The sequence below is a fragment of the Paenibacillus sp. ISL-20 genome, assembly GCF_018613005.1.
GTDB lineage: Bacteria > Bacillota > Bacilli > Paenibacillales > Paenibacillaceae > Paenibacillus_AQ.
The window spans coordinates 15077-42066 of the sequence record NZ_JAGGRD010000020.1 but is presented as its reverse complement, the minus strand read 5'-3'; the positions used below and the strand labels follow the sequence as shown (position 1 = coordinate 42066).

General features: G+C 46.0%; 23 protein-coding genes. 7 read left to right on the top strand and 16 right to left on the bottom strand.

The features are described from left to right. Window positions 1–3: 3 nt before the first annotated feature. Window positions 4–924 (bottom strand): alpha/beta hydrolase family protein, encoded by a 921-nt coding sequence (locus J7E85_RS12420; RefSeq protein WP_215158190.1) that lies wholly within the window; start codon window positions 922–924, stop codon window positions 4–6. 313 nt (window positions 925–1237) lie between these two features. Between J7E85_RS12420 and J7E85_RS12415 the strand changes: the two genes are divergently transcribed. Next, window positions 1238–1708 carry a MarR family winged helix-turn-helix transcriptional regulator gene (locus J7E85_RS12415; protein ID WP_076323651.1) on the top strand — a complete coding sequence of 157 codons (471 nt, stop codon included), beginning with the start codon at window positions 1238–1240 and terminating at the stop codon, window positions 1706–1708. Window positions 1709–1933: 225 nt separating this feature from the next. On the opposite strand, the gene J7E85_RS12410 is transcribed toward J7E85_RS12415, so the two are convergent. Continuing rightward, window positions 1934–3505: a class I adenylate-forming enzyme family protein gene (locus J7E85_RS12410; RefSeq protein WP_215158187.1), complete on the bottom strand. Its 1572-nt coding sequence runs from the start codon at window positions 3503–3505 to the stop codon at window positions 1934–1936. Window positions 3506–4282: 777 nt separating this feature from the next. Between J7E85_RS12410 and J7E85_RS12405 the strand changes: the two genes are divergently transcribed. Both J7E85_RS12405 and nspC read left to right on the top strand, forming a co-directional pair. Continuing rightward, window positions 4283–5521, top strand: coding sequence for a saccharopine dehydrogenase family protein (locus J7E85_RS12405; RefSeq protein WP_076323649.1), 1239 nt, complete (start codon window positions 4283–4285; stop codon window positions 5519–5521). Between the two features lies 1 nt (window position 5522). After that, entirely contained in the window at window positions 5523–6650 is a 1128-nt protein-coding gene (nspC, locus tag J7E85_RS12400) for a carboxynorspermidine decarboxylase (protein ID WP_215158185.1), read from the top strand. Window positions 6651–6901: 251 nt separating this feature from the next. On the opposite strand, the gene J7E85_RS12395 is transcribed toward nspC, so the two are convergent. From J7E85_RS12395 to J7E85_RS12385, 3 genes are read right to left on the bottom strand one after another with little or no spacing between them, the layout of a single operon-like run. Then, window positions 6902–7342, bottom strand: a complete 441-nt coding sequence (locus J7E85_RS12395; RefSeq protein WP_215158182.1) for an SRPBCC family protein — start codon at window positions 7340–7342, stop codon at window positions 6902–6904. Beyond that, on the bottom strand, window positions 7339–7788 hold the full coding sequence (locus J7E85_RS12390; protein ID WP_215158180.1) for an SRPBCC family protein: 450 nt from the start codon (window positions 7786–7788) through the stop codon (window positions 7339–7341). Before J7E85_RS12390 ends, J7E85_RS12395 begins: the two co-directional genes overlap by 4 nt. Further along, window positions 7785–8291: a MerR family transcriptional regulator gene (locus J7E85_RS12385; protein WP_215158178.1), complete on the bottom strand. Its 507-nt coding sequence runs from the start codon at window positions 8289–8291 to the stop codon at window positions 7785–7787. Before J7E85_RS12385 ends, J7E85_RS12390 begins: the two co-directional genes overlap by 4 nt. 256 nt (window positions 8292–8547) lie before the next feature. On the opposite strand from J7E85_RS12385, the gene J7E85_RS12380 reads away from it, so the two are divergent. Further along, complete coding sequence (locus J7E85_RS12380; RefSeq protein WP_215158259.1) at window positions 8548–9240, top strand: DUF421 domain-containing protein; 693 nt, start codon at window positions 8548–8550, stop codon at window positions 9238–9240. A 205-nt stretch (window positions 9241–9445) separates the two neighbouring features. On the opposite strand, the gene J7E85_RS12375 is transcribed toward J7E85_RS12380, so the two are convergent. The 7 genes from J7E85_RS12375 to J7E85_RS12345 all read right to left on the bottom strand — a co-directional run bounded on the left by J7E85_RS12375 (window position 9446) and on the right by J7E85_RS12345 (window position 20588). After that, window positions 9446–14191, bottom strand: coding sequence for a CehA/McbA family metallohydrolase (locus J7E85_RS12375; RefSeq protein ID WP_251035666.1), 4746 nt, complete (start codon window positions 14189–14191; stop codon window positions 9446–9448). Window positions 14192–14485: 294 nt separating this feature from the next. Next, window positions 14486–15592, bottom strand: coding sequence for an SGNH/GDSL hydrolase family protein (locus tag J7E85_RS12370; RefSeq protein WP_215158176.1), 1107 nt, complete (start codon window positions 15590–15592; stop codon window positions 14486–14488). A gap of 46 nt (window positions 15593–15638) precedes the next feature. Continuing rightward, window positions 15639–16403 carry a Cof-type HAD-IIB family hydrolase gene (locus tag J7E85_RS12365; protein ID WP_215158174.1) on the bottom strand — a complete coding sequence of 255 codons (765 nt, stop codon included), beginning with the start codon at window positions 16401–16403 and terminating at the stop codon, window positions 15639–15641. Beyond that, the gene (locus J7E85_RS12360) at window positions 16400–17236 is read right to left on the bottom strand and encodes a carbohydrate ABC transporter permease (protein ID WP_215158172.1); all 837 of its coding nucleotides are present in this window, start codon (window positions 17234–17236) and stop codon (window positions 16400–16402) included. The genes J7E85_RS12365 and J7E85_RS12360 overlap by 4 nt, the downstream gene beginning before the upstream one ends. Window positions 17237–17265: 29 nt before the next feature. After that, complete coding sequence (locus J7E85_RS12355; protein ID WP_215158170.1) at window positions 17266–18216, bottom strand: carbohydrate ABC transporter permease; 951 nt, start codon at window positions 18214–18216, stop codon at window positions 17266–17268. A 119-nt stretch (window positions 18217–18335) separates the two neighbouring features. Then, a complete protein-coding gene (locus J7E85_RS12350) occupies window positions 18336–19808 on the bottom strand; it encodes an ABC transporter substrate-binding protein (protein WP_215158168.1) in 1473 nt (490 codons plus the stop codon). A gap of 195 nt (window positions 19809–20003) precedes the next feature. Beyond that, window positions 20004–20588 (bottom strand): YdcF family protein, encoded by a 585-nt coding sequence (locus J7E85_RS12345; protein WP_215158166.1) that lies wholly within the window; start codon window positions 20586–20588, stop codon window positions 20004–20006. Between the two features lie 361 nt (window positions 20589–20949). Between J7E85_RS12345 and J7E85_RS12340 the strand changes: the two genes are divergently transcribed. Beyond that, window positions 20950–22095: an ROK family transcriptional regulator gene (locus J7E85_RS12340; RefSeq protein ID WP_251035665.1), complete on the top strand. Its 1146-nt coding sequence runs from the start codon at window positions 20950–20952 to the stop codon at window positions 22093–22095. A 233-nt stretch (window positions 22096–22328) separates the two neighbouring features. Here the strand turns inward: J7E85_RS12340 and J7E85_RS12335 are convergent, their stop codons facing one another. From J7E85_RS12335 to J7E85_RS34825, 3 genes are all read right to left on the bottom strand, one after another. After that, window positions 22329–22937 carry a DUF4304 domain-containing protein gene (locus tag J7E85_RS12335; RefSeq protein WP_215158162.1) on the bottom strand — a complete coding sequence of 203 codons (609 nt, stop codon included), beginning with the start codon at window positions 22935–22937 and terminating at the stop codon, window positions 22329–22331. 53 nt (window positions 22938–22990) lie between these two features. Continuing rightward, window positions 22991–23551: a DUF4303 domain-containing protein gene (locus J7E85_RS12330; protein WP_215158160.1), complete on the bottom strand. Its 561-nt coding sequence runs from the start codon at window positions 23549–23551 to the stop codon at window positions 22991–22993. A gap of 178 nt (window positions 23552–23729) precedes the next feature. Then, window positions 23730–23963: an SMI1/KNR4 family protein gene (locus J7E85_RS34825; protein ID WP_353049492.1), complete on the bottom strand. Its 234-nt coding sequence runs from the start codon at window positions 23961–23963 to the stop codon at window positions 23730–23732. 15 nt (window positions 23964–23978) lie between these two features. Between J7E85_RS34825 and J7E85_RS12320 the strand changes: the two genes are divergently transcribed. After that, window positions 23979–24131 carry a hypothetical protein gene (locus J7E85_RS12320; protein ID WP_215158156.1) on the top strand — a complete coding sequence of 51 codons (153 nt, stop codon included), beginning with the start codon at window positions 23979–23981 and terminating at the stop codon, window positions 24129–24131. A gap of 204 nt (window positions 24132–24335) precedes the next feature. Here the strand turns inward: J7E85_RS12320 and J7E85_RS12315 are convergent, their stop codons facing one another. After that, a complete protein-coding gene (locus J7E85_RS12315) occupies window positions 24336–25022 on the bottom strand; it encodes a TetR/AcrR family transcriptional regulator (RefSeq protein ID WP_215158154.1) in 687 nt (228 codons plus the stop codon). Between the two features lie 351 nt (window positions 25023–25373). On the opposite strand from J7E85_RS12315, the gene J7E85_RS12310 reads away from it, so the two are divergent. Further along, window positions 25374–26738, top strand: a complete 1365-nt coding sequence (locus J7E85_RS12310; protein ID WP_215158152.1) for an MATE family efflux transporter — start codon at window positions 25374–25376, stop codon at window positions 26736–26738. The last annotated feature ends 252 nt before the right edge of the window (window positions 26739–26990 follow it).

Here is a 26990-nt window from a genome sequence, read left to right as displayed (position 1 = left end):
CCTTTACTTGGACTCAATACGACCCAGCGGGATGGCGCTATTTTCCAGAGCCGCACGAGCTGCCGGCCAGCTGGAATCGTCGAGGTCGAGCGCATTTCGAAGGTAGGCCAACGTGAGCTGCTGAATGAGGGCGACTCGTTCGGGGCTCTCGTCCGTCGTCTCCGCGACGCTGTAACCGGGAATCCCGCCGAGCGAGTGCTCTGCCCCGAAGAGAGTGAGCAGGCTCTTGCTGCCCGAGCTAAGGAAGTATGGGTCGGTGAACCAGTCCGGCCCCCGAGTGGACAGTTGAGACTGGTCATGGTCCCCCGCTACCACGAGGGTCGGCGTGCTCATGTCCGCGAAGCTCGGGTTCATAAAGGGGAAGTGCTCCGCCGCGAACGGACTCAAGTCAGCTCCACCCTTACCAGTCGTAGCCAGCAACACGCCCGCCTTGATTCGCGAGTCGGACATGTCCTCTCCCGGTTCGCCATGCGCATCGAGGACTCGTGCCCCTAGCAGCATGCTCACCGTCTGGCCTCCCCAGGAGTGCCCGGCTGCGCCGATGCGGCTTCGATCGAGGCGCCCGTTGAGGCCGGGAACGGAAGCCTCAATACGATCAAGCTGGTCGAGGATGCGCTTCATGTCCTCGACTCGGAAACGCCAGATCCGTGGTGTACGGGGATCATCAGGAGGAAGGTTCAGTGTCCTCGAGTCGAGATGGGTGGGTTGAATGACGACGAAGCCGTGAGCAGCCCAGAAGTCGGCCAACGGGCTGTAGCCGTCCAACGACCAGCCATAGCCGTGCGAGAAAACAATAATAGGCAATTCACTCCCAATCGTGGGCGCAGACACTCGTACTTGCAGATCCTCACCACGGCCCGGGGCTGGTAGCACTACCGGCTTCACCGAGACAACTGGAGTAGGCGCACTAACGTTGATTTTCATAATAAATGTTCCTTTCTTGGAAAAAGATTAGCCCAACCGTTTCTGGGAGGAAGCGGTCAAGCAGGTTCCTGAAATACGGGTACTCTTCGATAACACGTTCGAGATAAATCACCAGGGGAGCGGGCCGTCCTCTTTCGAGAACTTGCACATCGGACCGTTCGCTTCGAGGAGCACGAGGCGCACGGGCGGCTAGTAACACTCTCCCTTTTTACTTCGATGTGCGGTCTTTGCAATATAGTCTTAGGTTGATGTGTCAACCTTTATTGACGATAACACATTGTGGTTGATACGTCAACCATGCTATTATGTTCCTATGGATAAGAACGAACTAAACAAAGAGGAAATGCGAATATGGCATATGTGGAAAGGCTCCTTTCAGAGCATCTTCGGTCGCGTAATAAAAGAGATGTCGGAGCACACGGGACTATCAGAGGGTGATTATGGGGTATTGGATCGGTTAGACCTTTTGGGGAACGGTAGCCTTCGCCAACAGGAATTGGCCGATTCGATGGACTGGGATAAGAGTCGATTATCACATCATCTGACGCGGATGGAAAAACGCAGACTTGTAATGAGGAAACCATTAGACACTGATCGGGGTGTTCAAGTCGTCATCACTTCCGCTGGAAAATCAGCATTGGATGATGCCCGTCCCATAGTCTCGATGGCAATACGCAAACATTTCCTTGATCAATTAACGGATCAAGACATTGAGTCGATTACTAGGCTGGCGGAAAGGACAAAAACAGGGTCTTCAGCGTCTTGTGAAGCCCCGCCAACGTGACTGCGTTTTTTGATGTTATTCATGAAGAGAATGTGGACCGGTACTCCATGAAAAGAACTCTCCAGATTCGGAGGGTTCTTTTTTTATCCATATATTTCGCCCTTATCGACAGTTATTTTTTTACTTATTTGTTCATTTTATTTATATTAAATGTATATGTTTTAAGGCCATCCTTTGCGGGATGGCCCTATCTTTTAGTCACGTTTACTTAAACTATTCCTTTGCTTAGCTCTTCGGAATCAGATTGGATAATTGCTTGCGTAGCTTCTTTTTGTCCACCTTATCCACGACCGTTCGAGGCAAAGTATCTAGGATGAACAGTTGAGTTGGCCATTTATGCCTTGCGAGACTCGGTTCGCAAAACGCCTGCAGCTGTGCCAGGTCCAAGCTACCACCGTCCCGCAGAACAACGCAAGCGACGAGCTTCTCACCTTCGCAAGGAAGTGAGAGTCCGATCACCGCCGAATCACTAACCATCTCATGAGTTGAGATCACCTGCTCCACTTCCGCACAGTACACGTTGGAACCACCAACGATAACCATGTCCTTTAGTCGATCCAATACATAAAGATAACCATCTGCATCCAAGCGGCCGATGTCTCCGGTCCGGACCCAGCCCTCGGGCATCACTTCGTAAGACGTCTCAGGTTGGCGCCAATACCCAATCATAGTCTGGGAACCACGAACAACGATTTCACCGGGCTCGTTTATTTCAACCTCCCGACCGTCCCCGCCGATAATCTGAACCTGAAAGGCCTGTTCCCCCTGGGCGGCGAGATCGGCTGGACGACCTACGGATCGAAGACGAATCGGATCGTTTAGATGATGGATGGGAAATGATCGGCTGATCGACATTCCGCACTCTGCTTGCGAATAGTTGTTGACAATCATCGCTCCGGGGAATTGAGCTACCGCTTCCCGCAGCGTTTCCGGTGCAATGATGGACCCTCCACAACCGATCCCCTTCAGGCTTCGCGTCTCTATACCGGTTGCGGACGCCTCGAGGGTAAGGTCACGAAGCAGTTGGCCGACCGTGCTGAGATGCGTAATTCGGTCGCGTTCCACTGCCTCAAGTATGCGGTGCACGTTTGCCGGATACTCGTCCAGAAACACCAAACATCCTCCAGCAGCCATGGTCGCCCACAGCTGGAATTGCCCAACAAGATGCGATATGTTGAGTACCAGCACACGACGTCCGATATCATAACCGAAACCGGCGGAAGGAGTAAATTGATTCCAGGCTGCCATGCCACGATGCGAATGCATGACCCCCTTCGGTCTGCCCGTTGTTCCTCCTGTATAGATCAGAACGGCTGTATCATCTGCATTTCGGTTGCAAGCACCGGCTGAAGGTAATGTAAGATCCTTCTCCAGAAGAGAACTGAGTGATGACGAAGTCGTAGAACCTTCTTCAATTGTGAACAGGCTCGGAGGATTCGAGAGAAGCTGTACCGTGGAGTTAGCGGTATCGGCATAACGTTTGTCATGGATCAAGATGTGCGGTTCTGCATCCTCAAGAATGGCTGCGATCTCACTTGCAGTTAGCAAAGGGGACGGAACTAGCGGGATGACACCGATTTCAACCGCGGCATAGAGCACTAGAACAAGTTGGGGATCAGGATCCCCGAGAAGAGCAAGTCGATCACCGGGCCGGAGACCCTCAGAATACAGGGCATGACTAAGCTGTTTAGCAAGGCGATAAAGTTCCCCATAATTCATAATCTGACCATGACGCAAAAGCGCTGGCGTCTCAGGGTACAAACTTGCTGCCAATGGCAATCGTTCAGATAAAAGCATGTAATCGCCCCCAATATATGAATTTATATTATTCAGGTGTTAAAACTTGGATTAATAAGAGAATACCACTTATTATGAATGATTGGCACTAATATTCCCAATAAAATACACCAATCCTACTAATCTACCAGGAAATCAATTGCCACCTATGGTGAGCTAATTCAGCAAGTCCGGCAGGCTCTATTCGTGTTGAATGCCTTGAATACGGTGCCTCATTTTGTTTTCAACGCCGCGAAAAATGCGTTTGTTTTAAAATTTTCCTTGTTCAATAATCCTTATCCTGATATTATGAAATAGCGTGATTTTTGGAAAGCGAATATTCAATATTTTTTTAGGATCTTTCCAAGCAGATAATCTTTGACCACTTCCATTTAAGAAGTTAAGGCCATACGGACAGCCGGGTCAAATGCCGATTGGCAACTTTCGTTGCCTTATTGATTGAGTTAAAAGCTCAAATTTTATAAGTTGGTTACTTTACAACCAGTGCATATGCACACAACTTGTGAAACGGTCAATAAGAGTGGTAAAAGTAATTATTTGCTATATAGACTCTGATCCTAACATGATATATTCGAATATTAAGCGCCTTTCCATGAAACGGTGAGTTTTCCGGCTGACTGACGAGCAACGCAAGAGGTTTGTCAGGTCATGCTTATTGGGACTATCTTATTATTTGACTATATCAAAGCAAGTGTGATGCGCATGGTGCGTGTTTCGCTTGCTTTTTTTGTTGCCGTTTTACATTAAAAAAATTTATTTGGGATAGGAGATCGAAAAATGGGAAAAGCACTAATCATTGGCGCCGGCGGCGTAGCATCTGTAGCCATTCATAAATGCGTTCAAAACAGCGAGGTTTTCGAAGAAATCTGTATCGCCAGCCGTACGAAATCCAAATGCGATGAGCTGAAAGCAAAATTGGAGGGTGGCAAAACCAAAATTACGACCGCACAGGTCGATGCAAACAACGTAGATGAGCTGATCGCTCTGATTAACGAAGTCAAACCGGATATCGTCATGAACCTGGCTCTGCCTTACCAAGATTTGACGATCATGGATGCTTGCCTGGCCACCAAAACGCACTATATGGATACGGCAAACTATGAGCCGGAAGATACGGCGAAATTCGAATACAAATGGCAATGGGATTACCGCGAACGCTTTGAAAAAGCAGGAATCACAGCTCTTTTAGGCAGCGGATTCGATCCAGGCGTAACCGGCGTATTCTCCGCTTATGCGCTGAAACATTATTTTGACGAAATCGAGTATATCGACATTCTGGATTGCAACGGCGGGGATCACGGCTATCCTTTCGCAACCAACTTCAACCCTGAAATCAACATCCGTGAAGTGTCCGCTAACGGACGCTACTGGGAAAACGGGAAATGGATCGAAACGAAGCCGATGGAAATTAAGCGTGAATATAACTTCGCTGAAGTCGGCCAAAAGGATATGTATCTGCTCTACCATGAAGAGCTTGAATCCCTTGCGCAAAACATGCCTGGACTGAAACGCATCCGTTTCTTCATGACTTTCGGTCAAAGCTATCTCATGCACTTAAAGGCGCTTGAGAACGTAGGAATGACTTCCATTGAACCGATCGAATACGAAGGAAAACAAATCATTCCGCTTCAATTCCTGAAAGCCGTACTCCCGGACCCAGCTTCCCTGGGACCTCGGACAGTGGGCAAGACGAACATCGGCTGTATCTTTAAAGGAAAAAAAGACGGCCAAGACAAGACTTACTATGTCTACAATGTTTGCGACCATCAAGAGTGCTATAAAGAAGTGGGCTCCCAAGCCATCTCCTATACAACTGGCGTGCCTGCCATGATCGGCGCGGCTATGGTCATGACGGGCAAATGGAATAAACCGGGCGTATTCAATATCGAAGAGTTCGATCCGGATCCATTCATGGAAGAGCTGAACAAATGGGGACTTCCATGGGTCGAAGACTTCAATCCGGTGCTTGTTGACGCATTGCCTGAGGAAGCGAAACAGCCGGAGCTCGTTCGCTAATATGCGATTCGGGGAATTACCGACACCCTGTTTCGTCGTCGATGAAGCACTCATCGAAAAAAACCTGAATATTTTGAACGGCGTTATGCAGCGTACGGGAGCCAAGATTGTGCTGGCGCAAAAAGCTTTTTCCATGACCGCCATGTATCCCCTCATCGGACAATACTTAAGCGGCACGACTGCGAGCGGTTTATTCGAAGCGCGGCTGGGTCACGAGGAAATGGGTAAAGAAAATCACGTCTTTGCGCCTGCCTATCGTGAAGATGAAATCGAGGAAATCATTTCCATTTGCGATCATATTATCTTCAATTCCTTCTCCCAGTTGGAAAAGTATAAAACGAAAGCTCTTGCTGCGGGTAGAAAAGTAGGCCTTCGCATCAATCCGGAATGCTCGACGCAAGAGGGACATGAAATCTATGACCCCTGTTCGCCGGGGTCCAGATTTGGCGTGAAACAGGAGGATTTCCGGCCGGAACTGCTCGAAGGCGTTTCAGGACTGCACTTCCATACCCTGTGCCAACAGAACTCGGATGATTTGGAGACCACGCTGAATGCGGTCGAAGAAAAGTTTGGGCCCTGGCTGCCGCAGATGGAATGGATCAATTTCGGTGGCGGTCACCATATCACGAGAGACGACTATGATATCCCGAGACTCGAAGCTTGCATTTCACGCATGCAGAATAAATACGGCTTGGAAGTCTATCTTGAGCCCGGAGAAGCCATCGCACTCAATGCGGGCTACATGGTCACCTCCGTGCTGGATATCCATCGAAACGGCATTGAAATCGCGATCGTGGACACGTCGGCTACTTGTCATATGCCCGATGTTCTGGAAATGCCTTATCGTCCGCCGCTTGTCGGTTCGGGCGTAGCCGGGGAGAAGCCATACACCTATCGGCTTGGCGGTCCGACCTGCCTGACGGGCGATGTCATCGGAGACTATTCCTTCGATCAGCCCCTAAAGAACGGTGACAGATTAGTGTTTGAAGATATGGCGATCTACTCCATGGTCAAAACCAACACCTTCAACGGCATGCCGCTGCCGGCCATCGCCGTGCAGGAGAAAGACGGCAACTGCCGCATCGTTCGCGAGTTCGGCTATCAGGATTTTAAGATGAGACTAGCGTAATGAATAACCAAAGCCTTAGGCCCTGCAATAAGGGTTAAGGCTTTTTGGTCTAACGTCTAGTTCGGTTTAACGGGGCTTCGGCGAAAAATCCGTTAAGATATTCCTCATAGGACTTCTTGGGTCGAAAGCAAGATTGGCAATCACGACAAAAAAAGCAGCAAGCCAACGGGCAAGGATACGAGCAACTTATGGTACGGTTTACCTTTCTTCCTCATCGGTAAAGTACCCAAAGGTGATATCAATTTGCAAAGCTAGTCGGCTAATTCCGCCAGCACCTTGCCAAGTCGGTCAAGCTGCTGTTCATTAGCTTCTATGCAGATGGGCTTAGCTTGTTCAAACTCCTCTTTTTTCTTGAAAAGTTGACGGAAGGTGACCCTGGTGCGGCCATCGAAGCCCTCGAAGGTAGCCGTTACCCGAAATTCATGAACGTTTAGATGATCAATCACGACCAGTTCCGTCGGCACAATCTCAACAAAGACGTTATGGTTAGGATAATCCACGCCATCCGGTCCGTGCATGGTGAACTTCCACGTACCTCCCGTCCTCATATCGCACTCGTGAAACGTATTCGTGAAGCCTTGCGGTCCCCACCACTTGGCCAATAAACCAGGGGTTGTCCATGCCTGAAACACAAGCTCCCGCGGGACATCGTACTCGCGCGAAGCAATAAGTTCATTCTCACCTATAGTCATGTTCCTACCTCACCTTCTACTACCTTGCCGAGTGTGTCCAACATGATGTTTGTACCGTGTTCTCGTATTTCTGGCGTATCATGTCCGTCAAAGAATGCACCTTGCTCTGTGAAAATCAACTTCGTACCACCCTCCACCTTGATAAGCTCAACCGTTGTGATCGAGACGGAGATGCGTACGCCGCCCGAATCCAGTGTGTACGTATAGACAATGCGCTGCTCTGGAACAAGCTCCTGGTAGCTGGCGTCGAAGGTAAAGATCGGCCCTTCGGGCGGCCCGCCGCTGCTGTACTCGCGCCCTCCAACCTGGAAATCAAAGATGTCTGGCTTCGAAAACCACTTGGCTTTGGCAATCGGATCAGCCCATGCGTGATAAACCCTCTCCGGCGAAGCGGCATACGTCCGCTCCACGACAAAGGTTCCATGCTTGACGAATCGTTCGTTCATTGATTTTCCTCCTTATGTTCCGGATTTCTGCTCTCTTCGGCAAGAAAGTCTCCCAAAAGGTCCAAATGTCGCCCCCAACTGGTTTGCCGCTCAATGACCGGTTTCTCAAATCCGATCTTCATCGCTTGCAGAAGGCTCGTGAAATCTTCAACCGTTAATTCAGACTTGCCCTGCATAAGCTTGGATACATGTCTGAGCTGCTCCAGTAGTTTCTGCTGCATCTTGATCTGTTCTTTGATTTGGTTTATCTGCAGGCCCACGATCTCAAGCGGACTGATCTGCCCGCCAGTTAAGGCCGACTTAATCTCCACGAGAGATAACCCCAGCTCCTTAAGCGATAATATCTGGTGTAATCGTGACAGGTCCAATTCATTGTAAAGCCTGTGGCCGGATTCCGTTTGTCCTGACGGAGAGAACAACCCGATTTGATCATAAAACCGCAAGGTTCGTACGGTAAGCCCCGTCAGCTTGGCAAGATCGCCAACCTTCCAATGTCTCTTCATGAACCATCTCCACTCTTTGGCGCTAGCTATGTACCGGTAGCTCTATTGTAAAACATTACGTTACGTAAGGTGCAAGCGAAATCGTGACGCTCTGCCGGGATTTTTTTGCTCCTTAATTTTGAATACAAATGAAAAACACACCGATGGCTAAAAATGACCCGTGGTTATGGTTTGGCCGCAACCTGTCAATAATGATAAGGACCACTAAAGCGGAAATCCAACATATAAAAGGAGGGCAAAGAAATTGCAGGAATACATGGAGATTATCATACGAACTGCTTCGGCTTTCCTTCTCCTTCTAATCATATCGAGGATACTCGGGAAACAGACGATTTCCAATATGACCTTTCACGATTTTGTTAGCGGTATTACGCTGGGAGGCATTACCGCAAATCTGGCATTTAACAAAAATATCTCTCACTGGGCCTTGATTGTTTCCTTATTGGTTTTCTTCGGCATTGCCTACCTTATGTCTGTACTTGCTTTAAAAAACAGAGCACTAAGCAGGTTGATTTCCGGTACTCCCACCGTGATTATTGAGAATGGAAAAATTCTTGAGAATAACATGAGAAAGATTCGATACACGTTGGATTCCTTAAACCAATCCTTACGGGAGAAAAATATTTTTAATATCGAGGAAATCGAATACGCCATCATGGAGGATCACGGGAAACTCACCATCAAGAAGAAAAGCGAGTACGAATGGGTAACCCGAAAAGATTTAAAACTGCATCCGGCTGCCGTCAATTCGTTTCCGGTTGAACTGATTATAGACGGGAAAATAATCGAAGACAATCTCACGGAAAATGGGTTGACTCCCCAATGGCTGGAGAGCGAACTAAAAAAGAGAAATAAGGCTGTCTCGGATGTTTTTTATGCAGTAAAGGGTACCCAGAACAAACTATTTTTTGATTACTATCAAGATAACATCCAAAAACCGATAGACTAATGATAAAAATCTATAAATCCCGAGTCACCCTACTTATGATACGGCTCAGCTTAATAGGTCTATCGGCGAAAAATGCGAAAGGAGCTGCCGCGGCATAGGATTGCCTACATTCTTTGCATGAAGGCAGGAGGGTGCGGCACCTAGTTCGCGATCCACCACCCCCCCCGTTCCGACAAAGGCCGAAGAAGTGAACTGAAGCGTGACTTCAGAATCCATGCCCAGGTTGACTCTCTCCATATCTAACTGGCTCTTCTTCGTTGCCTTCTGATACCGATTGTAAAACAGGTCGTTTAGCAATACCGTCCCATCTCCAAACAGCGTTAAAGTCCCACCCTAACCTGTCTGTATAGGTGGATGGAGTCTCTATTTCAGTTTCAGATAGACCTAATCCTTTAAGGGTTGTTAATGCCCCTTCATCAAACGCATAATTATTCTCAAGCGTTGCGGTATGCCCGGCAAGAACTCGCCCCACCACACGGTTCGCCATCGTCGGCGTCACGACGGAAGGGTTAAGAGCAATAACGTTTCTGACAACCGTTTCATTATAGCCGTATCCAGTCACTCCGCCTGCATTGCTTCTAAGCGCCTGGACGGCTCCAGAAGCATACACGTTTTCCGTTAAACTGCCTGAGTTTGTAATTCCGATCAGGCCGCCAGCTTGGTTCAGCTGGGCCGTTACATCTGCAGTAGAATAGCTGTTTCTCACAATGCCATTGGAATAGCCCGCTAGACCGCCCACTGTGCTGGAGCCTTCGATTGTGCCCGTTACATAGCTATTCTCTACCGTTCCGTTGTTCGTGTTAACGAGTATGCCTATATTACTCCCGCCAGTGACGCTCGCATCTACCATAGCTATGTTTTTAATCGTTCCACCATTAAGATGGAATAAGCCGCCGTTTTCTGATTTAAAATGCTTTAACGATTTATGATTTCCATCAAATGTGCCGAGGAAAGGCGTCCCCTTAAATAAAGGATCAAAAAGCTTCCCTTCAAAATCAAGATCGTTTTCCAATATATAATTTTCATTTGGAAATTCTGAAATGGTCTTTAATTCGCTAATCGAACGGATGATGTAGTATCCATTTTTGTTCTGATCAAGCTTCGGCTTTGGAATATGATCTTCGTTAATTTGCTCCAAATTACTTTGCAGTAATGGACGTTTGGCATCTTCATTCCAGATCCAGATCGAATCAAGATCCCAACCGAGGGTCTCAATGAAAAAAGATGGCTTCGTGAATGCTTCTGCACCGACCCCCTGTCCTTTTTCATTGTTTGGATCAGCAACCGTAACGTTCTCACTGCTAACAAACATATTTTCATCGGCATAATTATTTATTAAAGTTGCCGTCTCCCCAGCTAAGACTCTGCCAACAATTCTATTCGATGCAGTACCTGTAATAATAGATGGGTTTAATGCCATACTATTTTGAATGACCGTATTGTTATATCCGTATCCGCTGATGCCGCCAGCATTTGATTCTTCTGCTATTACGGCTCCCATGGCATAGACCTGTTCTGTTATACTCCCCCGATTCGTAATCCCGATCATACCGCCGGCTTGCTTGCCTCGTGCATGGACTCGAGCTGTTGAATAACTGTTTCTAACGATACCGTTCGAGTAGCCCACAAGTCCGCCAACGGTAGAATTGCCTCTAATAGATCCGGTACTGTAGGCATATTCCACGATTCCATCATTCTGATCAACCAGGATCCCAATATTACTTCGGCGTACATCAATGTCAGCATGGATTATTCCTACATTTCGAATCGTCCCTTCATTAATGGCAAAGAGACCCGCGCCGCCTGAGGAGACAATAACGCCTGATATCGTATGTCCTTGCCCATCAAACGTACCCGTAAATGGAGTGCCATTCGCGCCAATGGCTTCAAAAAACACGCCATTACCATCAATGTCCCGGGTTAAAATAAAATGTTTATCCGGGAATTCATGCATTTTATAAAGTCCACTGGCACTTTTGATTTGATATGGGTTGCCTTCCGAACCATCGCCCAGCATTCCTTCTTTAGCTATTAACGGGTCTGTTAACGGCTCTTGATCGATTGGATTATTAACCAATCTTACGACGATCGTATGTTCATCGCCAAATGCAAGAGGGTTATCAAATGAGATGATTTGTTCACGTCCGAGATGTTCTAGCGTTGCTTCTTGAATCACCGTTTCCAACAGCTGTTCACCTGTATGATCACGCTTTTCCCCGATAACGGTGACACGTTCAAGTGAGCTCGGGTAATTCAAAACCCCAACGCCCTTCAAGACGTTATTTTCTACAATTGCGCTCGTTAAGTTCATATAATTTTCAGGTTGGTTAATCGTAAATGAATCCATTTCAACACCGTCGCTGTTGTAAGCTTTCAACGTGAGAGATTGATCGTTTGATTCTAAAATAACACCCGTCTGCTTATTTTCATCATACACGATATGATCCCAGTCAAATGATTTGTTATCAAAGAACGTTGGACCTGATGACCCAACTGTCACAAAAGTTGTTCCTAAATTCATCGCTGCTTCCGATATATCTTTTACACCGTTTCGTATGGTTGTCCGTTTATACACATGATCATGACCGCCAATATACAAACTAACGCCAAGTCGTTCAAATGCTTGAGACAATTTTACTCTCATCATGTCCATACCGGTCTCATCGCCAGATTGACCGCCATAATAAGGATAATGCCCCATAACGATTTTCCACTTCTTGTCGGTTGCCCGCAAATCTTTTTCCAGCCATGACAGCTGCTTGTCGAAATCCAGCACAGAATTCAGAACAGCAATGTGCATATCGCCATAATCAAACGAATAATTCGTTTCCCGGTAACTGCCTTCACCGTTCTTCGGCAGGTTGAAAAACCCGGAGAATGGCCCGATTTTCCGCTCCGTCGCACGTTCACGGTCCCCGACAATGTGAGCAGAAACGAGACCCATATCATTGTTGTAAATGTTGCTAAACACATCATCCCATGCATACATATTGCCGCCATTCTCGACCAAGTCTCCGACTTGAATCACAATCTGTCCGTTTGAATTTTTCTCCTGCAGAACGTCCAGCATATTTTTAAACAGTCGGAAGTTTTCCGGATTTCGATCTGGAACTTCAAGATCTCCCATCACATACAATACGTCTTCCTCTGAAGCTGGCGCGGTCCTAAAGCTATAACTGTCGCTCCAAGGTCCAGTCGGTGACATTCCATACCGATAGTCATACTTAGTCCCTAAGCCGAGATCTGTTAAATTCGCTTCATGAGTTGCAAGCACCCGATAGTTACTCTTGGCAAATGTATCGCCATACGCGACTTGAAAATAAGAGACTCCCGCCTGTACTACTTCAGCATTGTCCCACAACGCCTCTGATTCAGGTTTATACTGAATATACGTTGTTTCTAATGCCTTATCGGTCACTACATTTATTCCTACTTCATGTTCGCTTGCACCTACATTAACAATGGGTTGAAATTCATTTAAAATTTTATCGGCATCTAGCTTTTGTTGATCAACAAGTAATCGAATAAGTTCAACACGCGTATTTCCTTGAGCGTCGGTTGCTACATACTTAATGAAGTATTCTCCATACATGTCGACCTTGAAATGCTGATTTGCTACGGCTACTTCTCCTTTATCATTTAAAACGATGGCTTCCACCGATAAAGATTGACCGCGATTATCCGTCGCCGAAGCGCCCAGCACCTCCACTTGATCCCCAAGCTTAATAGTGTCCGGATATTGTCCACGTACCGTAATTTCAGGCGCGTGCACCGTGCCCCTCGTTTCATCACCAATCCAAATTGGAGCACTTATAGCTTCTTCACCGTCTGCTTGGAAAGCTCTAACGATGAAATAATCCCCATCTTTACTTGCTAAGCTTACTTCCTTTTTAAATTGATTACTGGCAATATTGCGGTACTCCTTGGCGATTTCACCGCTGTTTTTGTAAACAACGACTTTATCCAAATCATCGTTAGCATCAGGATCATTTATCCGTACTTTAAGTTCAATTTCTTTTGTTTTGGCTGGAAGGATCGCCCCCATCATCTGACCTTTTGCTGAAACCGCCATTTCTAAGTCACGATCAAATGATACATAGGTGCGGTGGTTTCGCATCGCCTCGTAAAGACCTTCTCTTGTTAGATTATCCCCCCACATACCAGTCACATGGGGTTGAACCATTCCCCAATTTCCTTTGTGCTCGTCTCCGCCAAACACAGGTGAAACATGCCAGCCTTGATCTAACGCCTTGGTATAGATTGCAAAATCATTGGAGGATTTGTATTCCATCAGATTAAGGTTTCTGTCAACATCCCGGTTATAATGTTTAAATTCATTGAAACTCCAATTTCCTGACGAGCGTGGATGATTAAATTGAGCAATCGCATTAGGATCTTGGGCAAGTCTTGCGTAAAAGGTTGGCAAATCATATTTGATGTCGCTCCAGCCCCAAGTGCCATCCGCACCTACTCCATGTGTTCTTGTAAACCATGGGGCATTAAATAAGTTGATATGGCCCGCTTCATCATACCAAGTCACTTCCGTACCAGGCAGCGTAATAAATTCGTGATCACGATTGTGAGCATCTGATTGCTCATGCAGCAACTTGTATTCTTCTGAATAAGAGTCTTGAACATCCGTAATAAAATCACTGCCCGTACTGATGTCATAAGTCACGTCGTGTTCAGTCACTGCATAAAAATCAAAGTCTGTATTAGCTTTCACAAAATTGTAAGCATCATTAGGCAACAATATCCCATCACTGAGAGATGTGTGGGTATGCATGTGACCTTTGAACAGTGAAGCTCCTAAGTACTTAGCTCTATCTTTTTTAGAAACACCATCTTCTGAAGACGCCGCGAATACATTAATGCCGTAACAAAGACTAACAACCCCCGCAATGAAACAAGCCATCACAATAAAAGGCAGATTTCTTCTTTGGGACTTCAATTAAAATCCTCTCCTTTTTCAGCTAAAAGTACGTGTTCAAAAAGTCGGATTTTCAGCACCGAGAAGGTTGGATGAAGCTAGGGACTGAGGAGCGGAGCGTACGTTTGAGTACGTGAGCACCCGAAAGCCCTGCTGAATTCAAGATTCGATGCCGAGTTACTTCTTGACTCACTTCGTGATCAAAAGACGACTTTTTGAACAACCTCTTAAATGGTAATACAGGTGTCTGATAAACAAACAGCCCTTAAACCAAAAAAGCAGTCTGAAGGCTGTTCATATCATCTATCTTGTTAATCACAGTCGCAACAATCGCTTTATGATAGGTGCTAGCGATTTTGCCATGCGCAAAAATCCGAGGTCCGTTGGATGTGTCCCGTCAACCGTACAATCATTGACGAAATCATCGCCTAGCAGCTTAAAGCCGTCAACGAAATGGATATTACGGTCTCCTTCTGTCCGCCTCTGTTCAACGTTCTCTATCTGAATCAGCCTGCGGCGATCATTAAGCTCCCTTCTCTCCATATAGAACTGGTCTTCGGCAGTACTAATCCTAGAGACTACTAATATAGGAACTTCGGGATGTCGCTCTCTCAAAATTTCGATGAAGGCAGGCAGCGTTCGTGCGATGTTTCCGGCCTCGCCCGTATTCCCTTCATAATCAAGAATGAATAGCCTCGGATCATCGATTTCCGACATGATATGCGCGAGCTCCGGCTCGCCCTTTCCATTCCCTGAGAAGCCAAGATTTACGAACTCCACCGGAATCATACGGCTGAGAATATTAGAATAAGCCATACCCGGCCGGGAGGCGCATCCCCCTTGCGTAATCGAAGTTCCATATATAATGACGGGTCTACTGCTTGCATAGGCAGGTGCCTCGCTTATGACAGCATCCTTATCTACACCGATCCACACCTCCTCTACCCCTTGGTAGAGAGGCATGTTTAAGGTGACGGCCACATCTTTTTTTGTATCCCACTGATAAAGCTGTGATTCATATTCACTTTCCGTTGGCTTGAATTTAGCCGTGGTGATAAAGCTCTGCTCTCCCGGCTCTCCAAGATAGCAGTCAACCCCGCACTGCCCGGTAGGCGGCATATGATACATATTGGCCGGTCCGGCAAGACGCATCCTTATGACAAGCCTTGAGGAATTGGTGCGAAAGCGAATTTGCCCGCCTGCCGTACAATAAGCAAGCGTATCAACTGCGGGCGGCAAGACAGCCCCGGAAGCCAAGGGCAGGCGTCTGTAAATTCCATCCTGCGCAAGCCAAGGGAAGCCCGCGATGTGAAAGGGCGCCTCAAGCGGAGAATGCCATCTCAACTGTTCGCCATTTGTTGTCTCCGGGTATATAGTTCCGCCCAGTTGATCTAAGTTTATCTCTTTCGATTGAACGGCCATCTATTTCCACTCCCTCACTATATTTACTAGAATACGTTTACTGCGTTTACTCCATTTGGAATACATATTTCCGAATCGCCTGAGCAACGCCGTCCTCGTTGTTGGTAGCCGTGATTACGTCCGCTATGGATTTGATATGCTCTTCGCCGTTGGCCATCGCCACACCGAGACCTGCTGCCTTCAGCAGCTTCGCGTCATTATCACTGTCTCCCATAGCAATTACATCGGACATAGACAAGCCCAGCATCTGGCAAATCTCGCGCACTCCGCTTTCCTTTGTAATGCCTTTAACTGAAATCTCCATATTAATAGGGGCCGAACGGGTAACTTCGAGCGTACCCCAACTGAGCAGCTCTTCCTTAATTTCCGCGAGCCTCTGTTGATCATTGCTGCCGATCCCGAATTTCATCCAATCCCGTTCAAGCATCTCAGGCGTCCAATCCTTGTCGCCCGTCAGGCTTTCCACGCTGTAGCCCCAATACCACTCGCCCTGTTCAGCAGCAATGGCGTGAATGCGGCGGATCGTGTCCCGAGGAATAAAGACGCGTTTACTAAGCCTGCCCGGTCCCTCCCAAACTTCTGCACCATTGAGCAGCACCATCGGGGAATTGAGCCCAAGCTCGTCCCAGAAGCCCTTTGCAGTTTGCAAGCCTCTTCCGGTGGAAAACATCACCTTAACACCGTGATCTATTGCATATTGAAGCCACTTTTTGGTCTCTTCCGTAATGTGCTTTTCATCCGTCAGAAGAGTTCCGTCGAGATCCAATGCAATCAGCTTATATTTCGACTTCACTTGCTGCACAGTATTCATCCCTTCACCGCTCCCATTGTCGCGCCTTCCATAAGAAGTTTTTGGAATAAGATATAAATAATAATGGACGGTACCATCGCAATGGTTACACCGGCAAACAAAGTTACCCAATCCGCAGTATACTCCATTTGCTTATTTGCAGAATACATTTGCACCGCAATGGGGTATTTCTTTGGGTCGCTCAAATAGATGAACGGCGCTAAGAAATTGTTATAGAACCCTAGGAACTTGAATACGCCAACGGTTACAATTCCCGGTGTAGACAAAGGGACAATAACTCGCCAAAACTTTTGGAATAATGTAGCCCCATCCATCGTTGCGCTCTCCTCAAGCTCCATCGGCAGAGAGCTCATAAACCCTCCGAGCAGCATAAGGTAGAACACGCTTTCACCCAAACTAGACAGGAGAATTAATCCCGTCAAGCTATTCGTCAAACTCAGTTCCCGCATAATGACATACTGGGGAACAAGCGCATTGATGCCAGGCAGGAACAGGGACAACATAATCAAACCCCAAATCAATTTTCTTCCTTTGAACTGCATTCGAGTAAGCGCATAGGCGTTAAGTGTCGTGAAGAACAGTCCAAGCACCAGACTTCCGCCAACATAATAAAGGGTATTCAAGAGTGATTGCCCAAAACCATATTGATTCCAAGCCTTCGAATAATTCTGCAACCTTAGTTCAGAAGGCAGCGCCCATATATCTTTAAAAAACTCAGGATTGCTTTTTAACGATTCATAGATAACCCAGATTAAAGGAAATATTATAGTCAGCGACCAGGCATACAGCACCAGACGCCACACAATGTCCATTAACGTTCGTTTTTCCTTCAAACATATCCCTCCGAACCTTCATATGGAAACTAATACTCGTAGCCTTTGTTCGGCACAAATTTATCGATTAACAGCTTTGCCGTTACTAATATGACGAATAGAATCATACCGACTGCGGAAGCGTAGCCGTAATTCCGATATTCTACGCCAAAAGCTAAGTTAAACATGTAGAGGCCAACGACGTCCGTCGACCCGAATGGCCCCCCATTCGTCATAATGAGGATGATTTCGAAGCCCTTCATTGTGCCGACGACAAGGAACAAAGCGCTAACGCGGATAATTGGCGTAACGAGCGGCATTGTAATTCTAAACAAGCGTGTCATATGTCCGGCGCCTTCAAGAATCGCCGCCTCGTACAATGACTTTGGAATCCCCAGCATCGCATTGGCAAAGATAATGACGTACAAGCCGACGCCGCCCCAAACCCATGCCGGGATAATGGATGCAAGCGCCGTGCTTTCATTGCCCAGCCAATAGAAATTTCCGGTATCAATTCCAACAAACTTTAGAATCCCATTCAGCAAACCGTAAGATCCGTCATAAATGAAAGCCCAGAGGAGAGCAACTACGACCGTAGATAAAACGTTCGGGAAGAAAAACAATACCTTCAAAAATTTATTTTCTTTATACGTTTTATTGGTAATTAAATAGGCAAGCATCAAAGAGATGATAATAACAAAGAAAGGCACTGTTATCATAAGAATCAAGTTGTGGGTAAGCGCACGCCACACATATTTATCTTGGAATGCGGTGACGAAATTGGACAGCCCGACAAACGTTGCATCCGTAAACCCGTCCCAATTGAGCAGCGCATAATAAACGGATAGAATGTTCGGAAACAACGTAAACAGCAAATAGCCGCCAAAGGGAGGCACGATGGCTATGAACAGAAATATCCACTTCTGCGTATTCGCTTTATCTAGACCCATAAGCTTGCGCATAGGGGTCTTTAGTGTCGTCACAACGGTTGAATCAGACACAAGAGGTCAACTCCTATCTTACTGGACGTTTATAAGTCGCTTTCAGTGTGAAGCCTATAGGATCTCAGAAGTTAAAACGGAAGAGCGGAGATGAATCTTCCCCGCTCCAACACGTCTTATTATTTCTTTTCAGCCTCTAGAGCTTTCTTCAGCAGCTCTTCAGCTTGCTCCAGAATCGGTTTCGGATCCTGCATACCCATAGCAAATTTCACAATATTCTCATTCATTAATTTTTCTGCTTGAGCAAGATTCGGATCGGAAATGTTGATAGACCGGCTTGCTTTAAAAGTCTGAGCATTATTATCTGCAATGTACTTCAGAACAGATTGAGCAGAGCTGGAAAGGTTAGCCGCTCTGGCAGAATCTTCTGTCAAATCCTTGCGCATTGGCAAAGCGCCTGCTTTTTCGGCAGCAAATTGTTGATTTTCAAGCGTAACCAGCCATGCGATCAATTCTTTGGCCCACTTTTTGTTCAGTTCCGGCTTAGCTGCCCAGATATAGTTGAAGTTTGAAGTTCCGCTTCGAATCCAAAGCGTTTGCTTGGTGTTATCTCTGAAAGGAACAGCCATGAAGCCCCAATCGAAATCCTCAGGCGTTGCTTCCTTCATCTCATTCTCAACATGTGTCCCAGTCGATACCATAGCAGCTTGCCCCTGAATAACCTGCATTTGCGATTGCGTATGGTTCAATGCCGGAAGTCCTTCTGCAAAATATCCTAGCTTGCCAAGCTCATAGAAGCGCATCCAGGTTTCAACCGTCTCTGGATTTGTGTATTGCGGCAGACCATAAGTTCTGTAATTGTCGATAAATTCATCGACATGGCCATTGATATCAGCCAGTTCAAAATTTTTGGCTGTTCCGAAAGCCCAGTTATGGTAGCTTGGATGAATGCCCGGGAACGTAATTGGAGCAATGCCGTCCGCTTTAATGTCTGCTAGAAGTGCTTTAAATTCGTCCCATGTGTTCGGGTTTTGGTTCCAGCCATGCTCTTCGAATAGCTTTTTGTTAAAAAACAACCCGCCAAAGCTGCTCGCCGTAGTAAATTCATACCTTTTCCCATTGATCAGCGGCGTTGACTCGTACATACCAGGCATCATAAGATCCTTGACCTTTTTATCCGGTACGTCTGGAAGAGGGAATTCCCAAATGTCATCCATGGGTTCAAGCTTACCGGCTTCAGCGAGCCCAATAATACCTCCAGACGGCTCTGTATTGAATAGATCAAACATGTCATTATCATTGCCTGCCGAGATTTTTGTAGAAAGAATCGTCTTCATATCAGCTGAAGCCGTGATGTCTATTTTGACATTGGGATACTTGGCTGTGAACGATTCAACTGCATAATCGAACCACTCCCGGCCATATCCTCCTACAAAGAAGCCTACCTTTAGCGTTACTTCCTCATTCTTCGGCAATCCATTCTCATAAACATCTACTTCAGCAGATACACCCGCCTTATCCGAACCAGCAGGAGTTGTACTTGGGCTAGCCTCGTTCTTTCCGCTGTTTCCACCGCAACCAGCCAGCATTGTTAAAGATAATAGCGCTGCAACACCCGTGCTCATGAATCGTTTCATTTTTCCATTAAACATTATTTCGCTCCCCCGTTAATTAATAAATAAATTGGATTAACTATTTAAGGATAACTATGTTTTGTTAATCAGCAATCAAATCAGGGTAAATAATTTGTAAATAGATACTGGCTATATCCTCTGGAGCCTCACCTCCTATATGCACTGTAAACGCTTACATATTAATTACTAATTGGCCCGTTGTCAACCCTTTTATCAATTGTTTTGATCATTAATCACTCTCTTAATAATGGGAAGAGTTAATCGAAATGCCCGAATTTCCAAAAATGATAATTTCATCTGAAATCCCACAATGCTTCTAAGGCTTCGATTAGCGCAGAAACCGCCTTTTATGCCAAGACGATGCATAATATACTTCGTGCGGCGGATATGAAATAAATTTGTTATGATAATAAAAGATTTTAGCTGGTATTGCTCCATCAATTGCTTACTAAAGATTAAATTTTGAACGGTGTTGTATGACTTGTCTTCTTTTAATAGTCTTTTTGCCGGAACACCCTTCTCAACCAGGTACTTCTTCATCAGCTCCGCTTCCGAGTGACGTGAACCAACCGCTCCCCCCGATACAATGATATATTTGTACCCATACTGCCGAAATAGTTTGTAAGCCTCATCCAGTCTTTCCTTAAGCAAAGGGTGTATTCGACCGTCTTTAGATACATAGCCAAGTACAATAAGTGCATCTGCCTTACCAGGTTTCAACATAACTGCATGCAACCAGCATATGTAAGTCAGCACCGCCATCGTCGCTATTGCAATTATCCATCCAATCCATGCCATTATTTGCTCCTCTAGGCGTCAATTTGTTATGTTTAATCAAATCAGTTTACAAATATAATATCTTTTTTTATCATAATGTCAATACAATCGGTTTTGTTTTTTTAGTATTTTTGGATTAAGAGTTTTCGTATGGACTGCATCATACTGCATAAAACCGCCATTTATCGTCGTTTTTTTGAAAATTCATAAGGAATGTTAGTTGAATTTAACTAACTTGCAACTTTTATTCGCCTTGTATTAATGCTACACTTGAAGCAAAGTATGTTCCTAATTTATCAAATGTTTTGAATCTATATTATATAAAAACGTTGTTGGAAAGAGGATGCATATCGTGAGTGATTCGGTCAAACCAACTAGTCATATGTTATTAAAATCAATTAATCAGCAGAAGGTTCTTTTTCTCATTTATTCAGAAGGGCCGATCTCTCGCGTAGAGCTTGCGGAAAAGACTGGACTAAGCAGACAAACGGTAACCAATATCGTTAATCGCCTGTTGAAGGAAAAAATAATCGTGACAGGGGAGCTTATCGACCTGGAGGCAGGCAGCGGAAGGAAACGAGTCGGCCTTCATATCAACAGCGGCCACTTTTATGCCATCGGGCTTGAGCTCGCCAGCAAATACATTCGCGGAAAAGTGTACAACCTGCGTCAAGAGGCTGTCGCATCAGCAGAACGCACGAGCAACAAATATGGTTCTATAGATGTGCTGATGCAGCTGTTACATGAAGTTATTGATGAGCTGCTCACCCAGGTGCCCAACACCTCCAAAGTAAAAGGGATCGGAATCAGTATGCAGGGCCTGGTAGATTCTCCGCATGGCATCGTTCTGCGAACACCCGGCATAGGCGTTCATCGCCTGCCACTCAAGCAGCTGCTTGAAGACAAATATAACATCCCCGTGTATATCGAGAACGATGTCAATCTTCTCTCTGTCAACGAGAATATGAACGGCTCCTTGAAGGAATCCAATAACAATATCACCATTAAGTTTGATTATGGTACAGGCGGCGCAATCGTCCATAATAAACAAATTATAGCAGGATCAAGCTTTGTTGCAGGTGAATTCGGGCATTATAAAGGCTTCTATGGAGAAGATGCCTATCCATGCCATTGCGGCAGATCCGGATGCTTAACGACGCTGGCTTCCAGCAGCGGACTTAGTGTTTCCATCAAATGCACACTAGAGGAGTTCGCAGAAGGCATAAGAACTGGAGATCCTAAGTTCCTTAGTTTATACGAAAAAATTGTTGATGGCATCGCGACCGCCGTTACCAATATCATTACATTTATAAATCCAGACAGTCTGCTTATGACTGGCCGAGTCATTCCTACCATCAGTCCCGAAATGTTCAACGAGATTAAAGCTAGAGTGATGCACCAGTTGCCTGTGACAGTTAACAACGTACAATTGATCCACCTTCATAACAAACCGGATGAAACAAAGCTTGCTGCCGGGTTAGTTATTAAACGTGCATTTGAAATACCTCTGGATACTTTATCTCTTTAATACGACGGATTAAACCATACTGGAACGGTTCATCTCTGACTTAGAATGAGCCGTTTTACTTTTTACAATCGGCATAACTTTAGACGTACATTTCGCATGAAAGTGAAATGACCAATGTCAGTGGGAAATGGGAGGCTCGTTGAATCTTAATTTGTACGGTTCAGTTTAACAGGGATATCGGCGAAAAAAGAAGGAGCATGCCGCGGCAGCTCCTTCTTTCTCAATTACGTTCGCTATGCATCAAATTCCACTCCGTATTTATCGAAGATGGCCTTGTATTTATTTTTGAATATGGTCCATCGATTTTCTGCTCCGTACTTTTCCTGCAAAGCTTTCAAATAATGTCTGGCGGCTGCTATATCATTAGAACGTAATAGCAAATGAAAGCTCTCTTCGCCCAGATGTAAAAATGGACCTGAAATGTAATAATCAACGATGAATCTGGCACTGGTCATCGTATCATAGAAATGAATAACCTCTTCTAATCCTCTTAGCAACGTCTCTCTTAAATCATCCATATTCGTATCGGGAGTGATTGAAAATCGATCTGGAACAGACTCAACAATTTGCTCCATTCTTGCTCTGAAGTGACATTCCGTTTCTTTGGGCGCCGTCAGAATCTCTCTCGATTGGATCCGTACCAACTCCGCTGCATAAATACCGCAGTTCACGTAAAACATGACATTATCCGCTGAACTACCAGAGGATTTTTGGAAATTGAACATGTAAATGAGGCTATCTGCTATTTTATTGAAATTCAAACTCTTCTTTGCGAAGCCATGTTTGGAAAGTAACGACTTTACATCCTGCTTAATTAGAGCATTAAAGAGTTGCTGCAACATGATCCCTCCTAAAAGATTGCAAATTCATGATGCTTTTGTCAAAGGCGCTTATTTTACTCCGCCGCTTCCGCCAGCCATGCTTGCATAGCCGGGGATTCCGCCCGATTCAGGCGCAGGGCGATATCGGTATTGATCTCATCCGGCGGCATGACTTCGACAAGGACGCATACAGACTCTCGCGGTTGATTCAGGGCAAACACGCCTTCATTGTCGAGCATTTTCATCGCCAGTTCCATGGCCATCAGTCTAGCATCAAACTTCCAATCGCTTTCGTCATCCCCTAGTTCCGCAATGGAAGGGCGCTCGAAAAACCGTTGTTTCACGCGATCAAAATTCTCGTCTCCGTAACAACTATAGGGCGAATCGGCATAGGACCATTTGATGAGTTCCGCCATCGTCGATCCCGGCGTGCCGCTTTCTTCTCCTTGCCTGGCCACTTCCGCCTCCAAAGCCTCCCACGACCAGGCCGAGATGCTTGGCGCATGTCCCTCGCCGGTCGTATATAGCGTGCAGTAATAGTAACGTTCGCCATTTTCAAAAAGAGCGCGAAAAGACGCTCTGGCCGCATCGGCGATCTCTGTCGCCAGTGCCTCTATTTCTTTCGTCGGTTTCATGACCACGGCCCTCCGTTTTCGTTCGTTGATCAGCCCATAAACAAAGTAGAGATCCTCAAACGCAATAACGCCGTCATCCAATTAAAATCGGTTGGCTTGGAACCTCTGTAATATTTCATTTGAGAACTCTTCGAATGAGTCCGCAATAACCTCTTGATAACTCATGCCGGAGTGATATTTAAAGATTTGTCCCGAAATGCCGTTTCTCCCCGGATTTAAATCCAGAATTAAATGCGAGGATGCTTCGATCGGGATATCCGGGAATCGACAAAAAGGAATTGTAACCGAGAAACGGCACACGCTCCTGTTGTCCATTCCATGTAGACAGATAATCGCGAAAATGACTCGGTAGCTGTACGTTTAATGTGCTTTCCAAGAGGTTGATGTCTTCCTCTGTGGCAGGAGGGTTCACCGTAGAAAAAATCGGTTGCGATATCGTAAACACCTGAATGTGCCTGTTGTCAGCATTTCACGTGAAGAGGCAGACGCCTACTTCGGCTTCCTCAGCACACTTACAGCACTCGATATCCCGAGATCAAGCGTTACAACTCAGGAACTTCTGGGGTGGCAGCCTGTGTAACCTGCACTGATCCCCGACCTCAAACATTCTCACTACTTCAATAACTGATTCGAATGCTCCCGTAAATCCTAGTCAAAGGTACGGGAGCATGTTTCATAAGGGGCAAAAGACAGGCGTAAGATTTAAACTCACTAAAAATTTTAGTGTAAACTGTAAGCCTCATTTAAACCGCCATTCGATAACCGGATGAGCGTTTTTTACATACTATTTCTCCTGCTCCTTTATCACCTGCTCAATCCCCAACAGAATCAGCTTCAAGCCGAACTCAAACGCCCCGTCGGTCCCCATCAGCTCAAACAGACGGCTTTTGTACATCCGCCGGAAAAGTCCCGCTTCTGTCTCGCTCATAGAGTCTAGAAGACGGATCATTTCTTCGCTACGAAGCATTCCCTGGTCCTTAAGGATAGCGGAGATATTGCGCTCATGCTGATAATCGTCCAGAACGAAGTAGTAGACATAGTTAACAAACGTAGTAATGACTTGCATTTTCTGCTCTTGCTCAAGCGGCGTCGATTCCACGCAGAGCATCATCCGGTTGGTAAACCGGATGATGTCCGGTTCATGGGGTAGCGTCATCATCATGAGCTGTGTAGAGCAGGGATACCGGCTGAGCACGCTCCGTACCGTTCCCGCAAGCCCCGTCAGCTGCTCCTTCCAGTCTCCCTCGGAGTGAAACTCCTCCAGAATGATTTTCGATACCTGATTGGCCAGACGCTGGTAGAGATTCTGCTTGCTCTGGAAGTACCAGTACAGAGAGGGAGCCTGAATTCCCAGCCGGTTGGCCAGTCGTCTCATGCTGAATTTCTCGATCCCCCCCTCCCCCAGAAGCTCCCAAGAAGCTTCCAAAATCTTATCCTCCGAAATCTGTGACTGCTGTTTTTGTTTTTTCATAAATATCCGCCCTTTTATCTAACAGTGTAAGTTTATGCTTTACAGGTTCATAGGTCCATGTTATCATCTAACACTGTAAGGTACAACCTAACACTGTTAGATTGTTATAAGGGAAGGATTCTTCATGAAGCAACCAACAAGATTTTGATCTTTATTACCCCTCATGATCGGTGATCTTTTCGGCAATGAGACGGTGATTTCGACAACAATGCCTACTATTATCAGGTAGCTGCCTGAAAAGATGCTGTACAGCTGGGTACCGGCCCCTGTGATGGAAAGAAGGGTTGAATGTTTAGTTCGTGTTCTAGGTAATTTTGAAGACCAAAATAAATGAAGAAAGTGGTGACCCGCATGGATACAGAAAACCTCCATTACTTTGAAAAAGCACCGGTCGCAAAAGCCGTAGCTCACTTCGCTGTACCGATGATGCTAGGCACGTCAATGAGTGTCATATATTCCATCTTGAATGCCTATTTCCTTGGTACACTCCACAATACTGCCATGTTAACCGCACTCGCACTAACCTTGCCGTTATTCGCGGTCATTATGGCGCTAGGCAACTTGATTGGCATGGGTAGCGGTACATTCATCTCCCGGCTGCTAGGAGAGAAAAAAAATGACGATGTTAAGCATGTGTCTTCATTCGCCTTTTACAGCAGTTTAGTTCTCGGTTTAATCGTGATGGCCATCGGCCTCCCGTTGATCGATCCAATCGTGCATGGCCTGGGGGCAACGCCAGACTCTTTCGGATTCACGAAGGACTATGTCACGATTATGCTTATTGGTTCACCTATCGTCGTATTATTTTTCTCGCTGGAGAATATCGTGCGCTCAGAAGGCGCAGCAATCACGTCGATGATTGGTATGATTCTCAGTGTTGTCGTAAATATTATTCTTGATGCACTAGCCATCTTCGTCTTCCATTTGGGCGTGATCGGCGTTGCGTCTGCCACGGTCATCTCTAACCTGGTTGCAAGTGCATTTTATGCCTTCCATATGGGATATAAGAGCCAATTCCTAACTGTCTCCGTAAAATGGTTCAAGGCTACCAAGGACATTCTGAGCAATGTATTTAAAATCGGAGTTCCCGTCTTTGTTATGAGTATCTTCTTGGGTGCAATGTCCCTCATCGTGAACCATTTTCTTGTCGAATATGGGGAGCAGGCTATAGCGGGGTACGGAATTTCATCACGTTTATTGCAATTTCCTGAGTTTATTCTGATGGGCTTATGTGAGGGAGTCGTACCGTTGATTGCCTTCTCTTTTACAGCGAATAAATTACGCATGAAGCAAACTATTGGGTTTACGATTAAAGCGATTGTGGCGTTAGCAGTCGTGTTCGGCGTCATCGTCTATCTGATTTCCGACCATTTAATTGGTTTATTTACGAAGGACCCGCAATTAATTCAAATGGGAAGCTACATTCTACATGTGACATTCGTATCCCTGTTCATTTCAGGAATGACCACGTTGTTTACGGGGATCTTTCAAGCAACAGCGCAAGGAACCGCCGCGTTTATTATGTCAGTAATTCAAGGAATTACTCTAATTCCTGTGCTATTTATCGCCAATCGAATGAACGGCTTCCACGGGGTGGTCTGGTCGCTCGTCATTGCGGATGTCGTCGCGTTCCTTGTTGGAGCCATCATGTTGTACGTTCTGCGGAATAAATTGCAACCGGATTTGGGAGAAGTTAGTACAGTAGAAAACATATAACACGCAAAAAGGCAGGATAAGGGCACTCCCCGATCCTGCCTTCTTTAGGTACATGGACTGGGAATAGGCAATTCATGTGATTTTCCATATAGGATTCATTATAGAAATCGGTGTGGATTTTACAGTTTTGTGCCGGATGACTACATTCGACAAAATAGCGCCCAAAATGTCCGTTAATTCCTTGCCTGGTGAGTGTTCACGGGGGTTTGCGGATGCATGGCGAGGGCTTGGTGAATGCTTGCGCATGATATT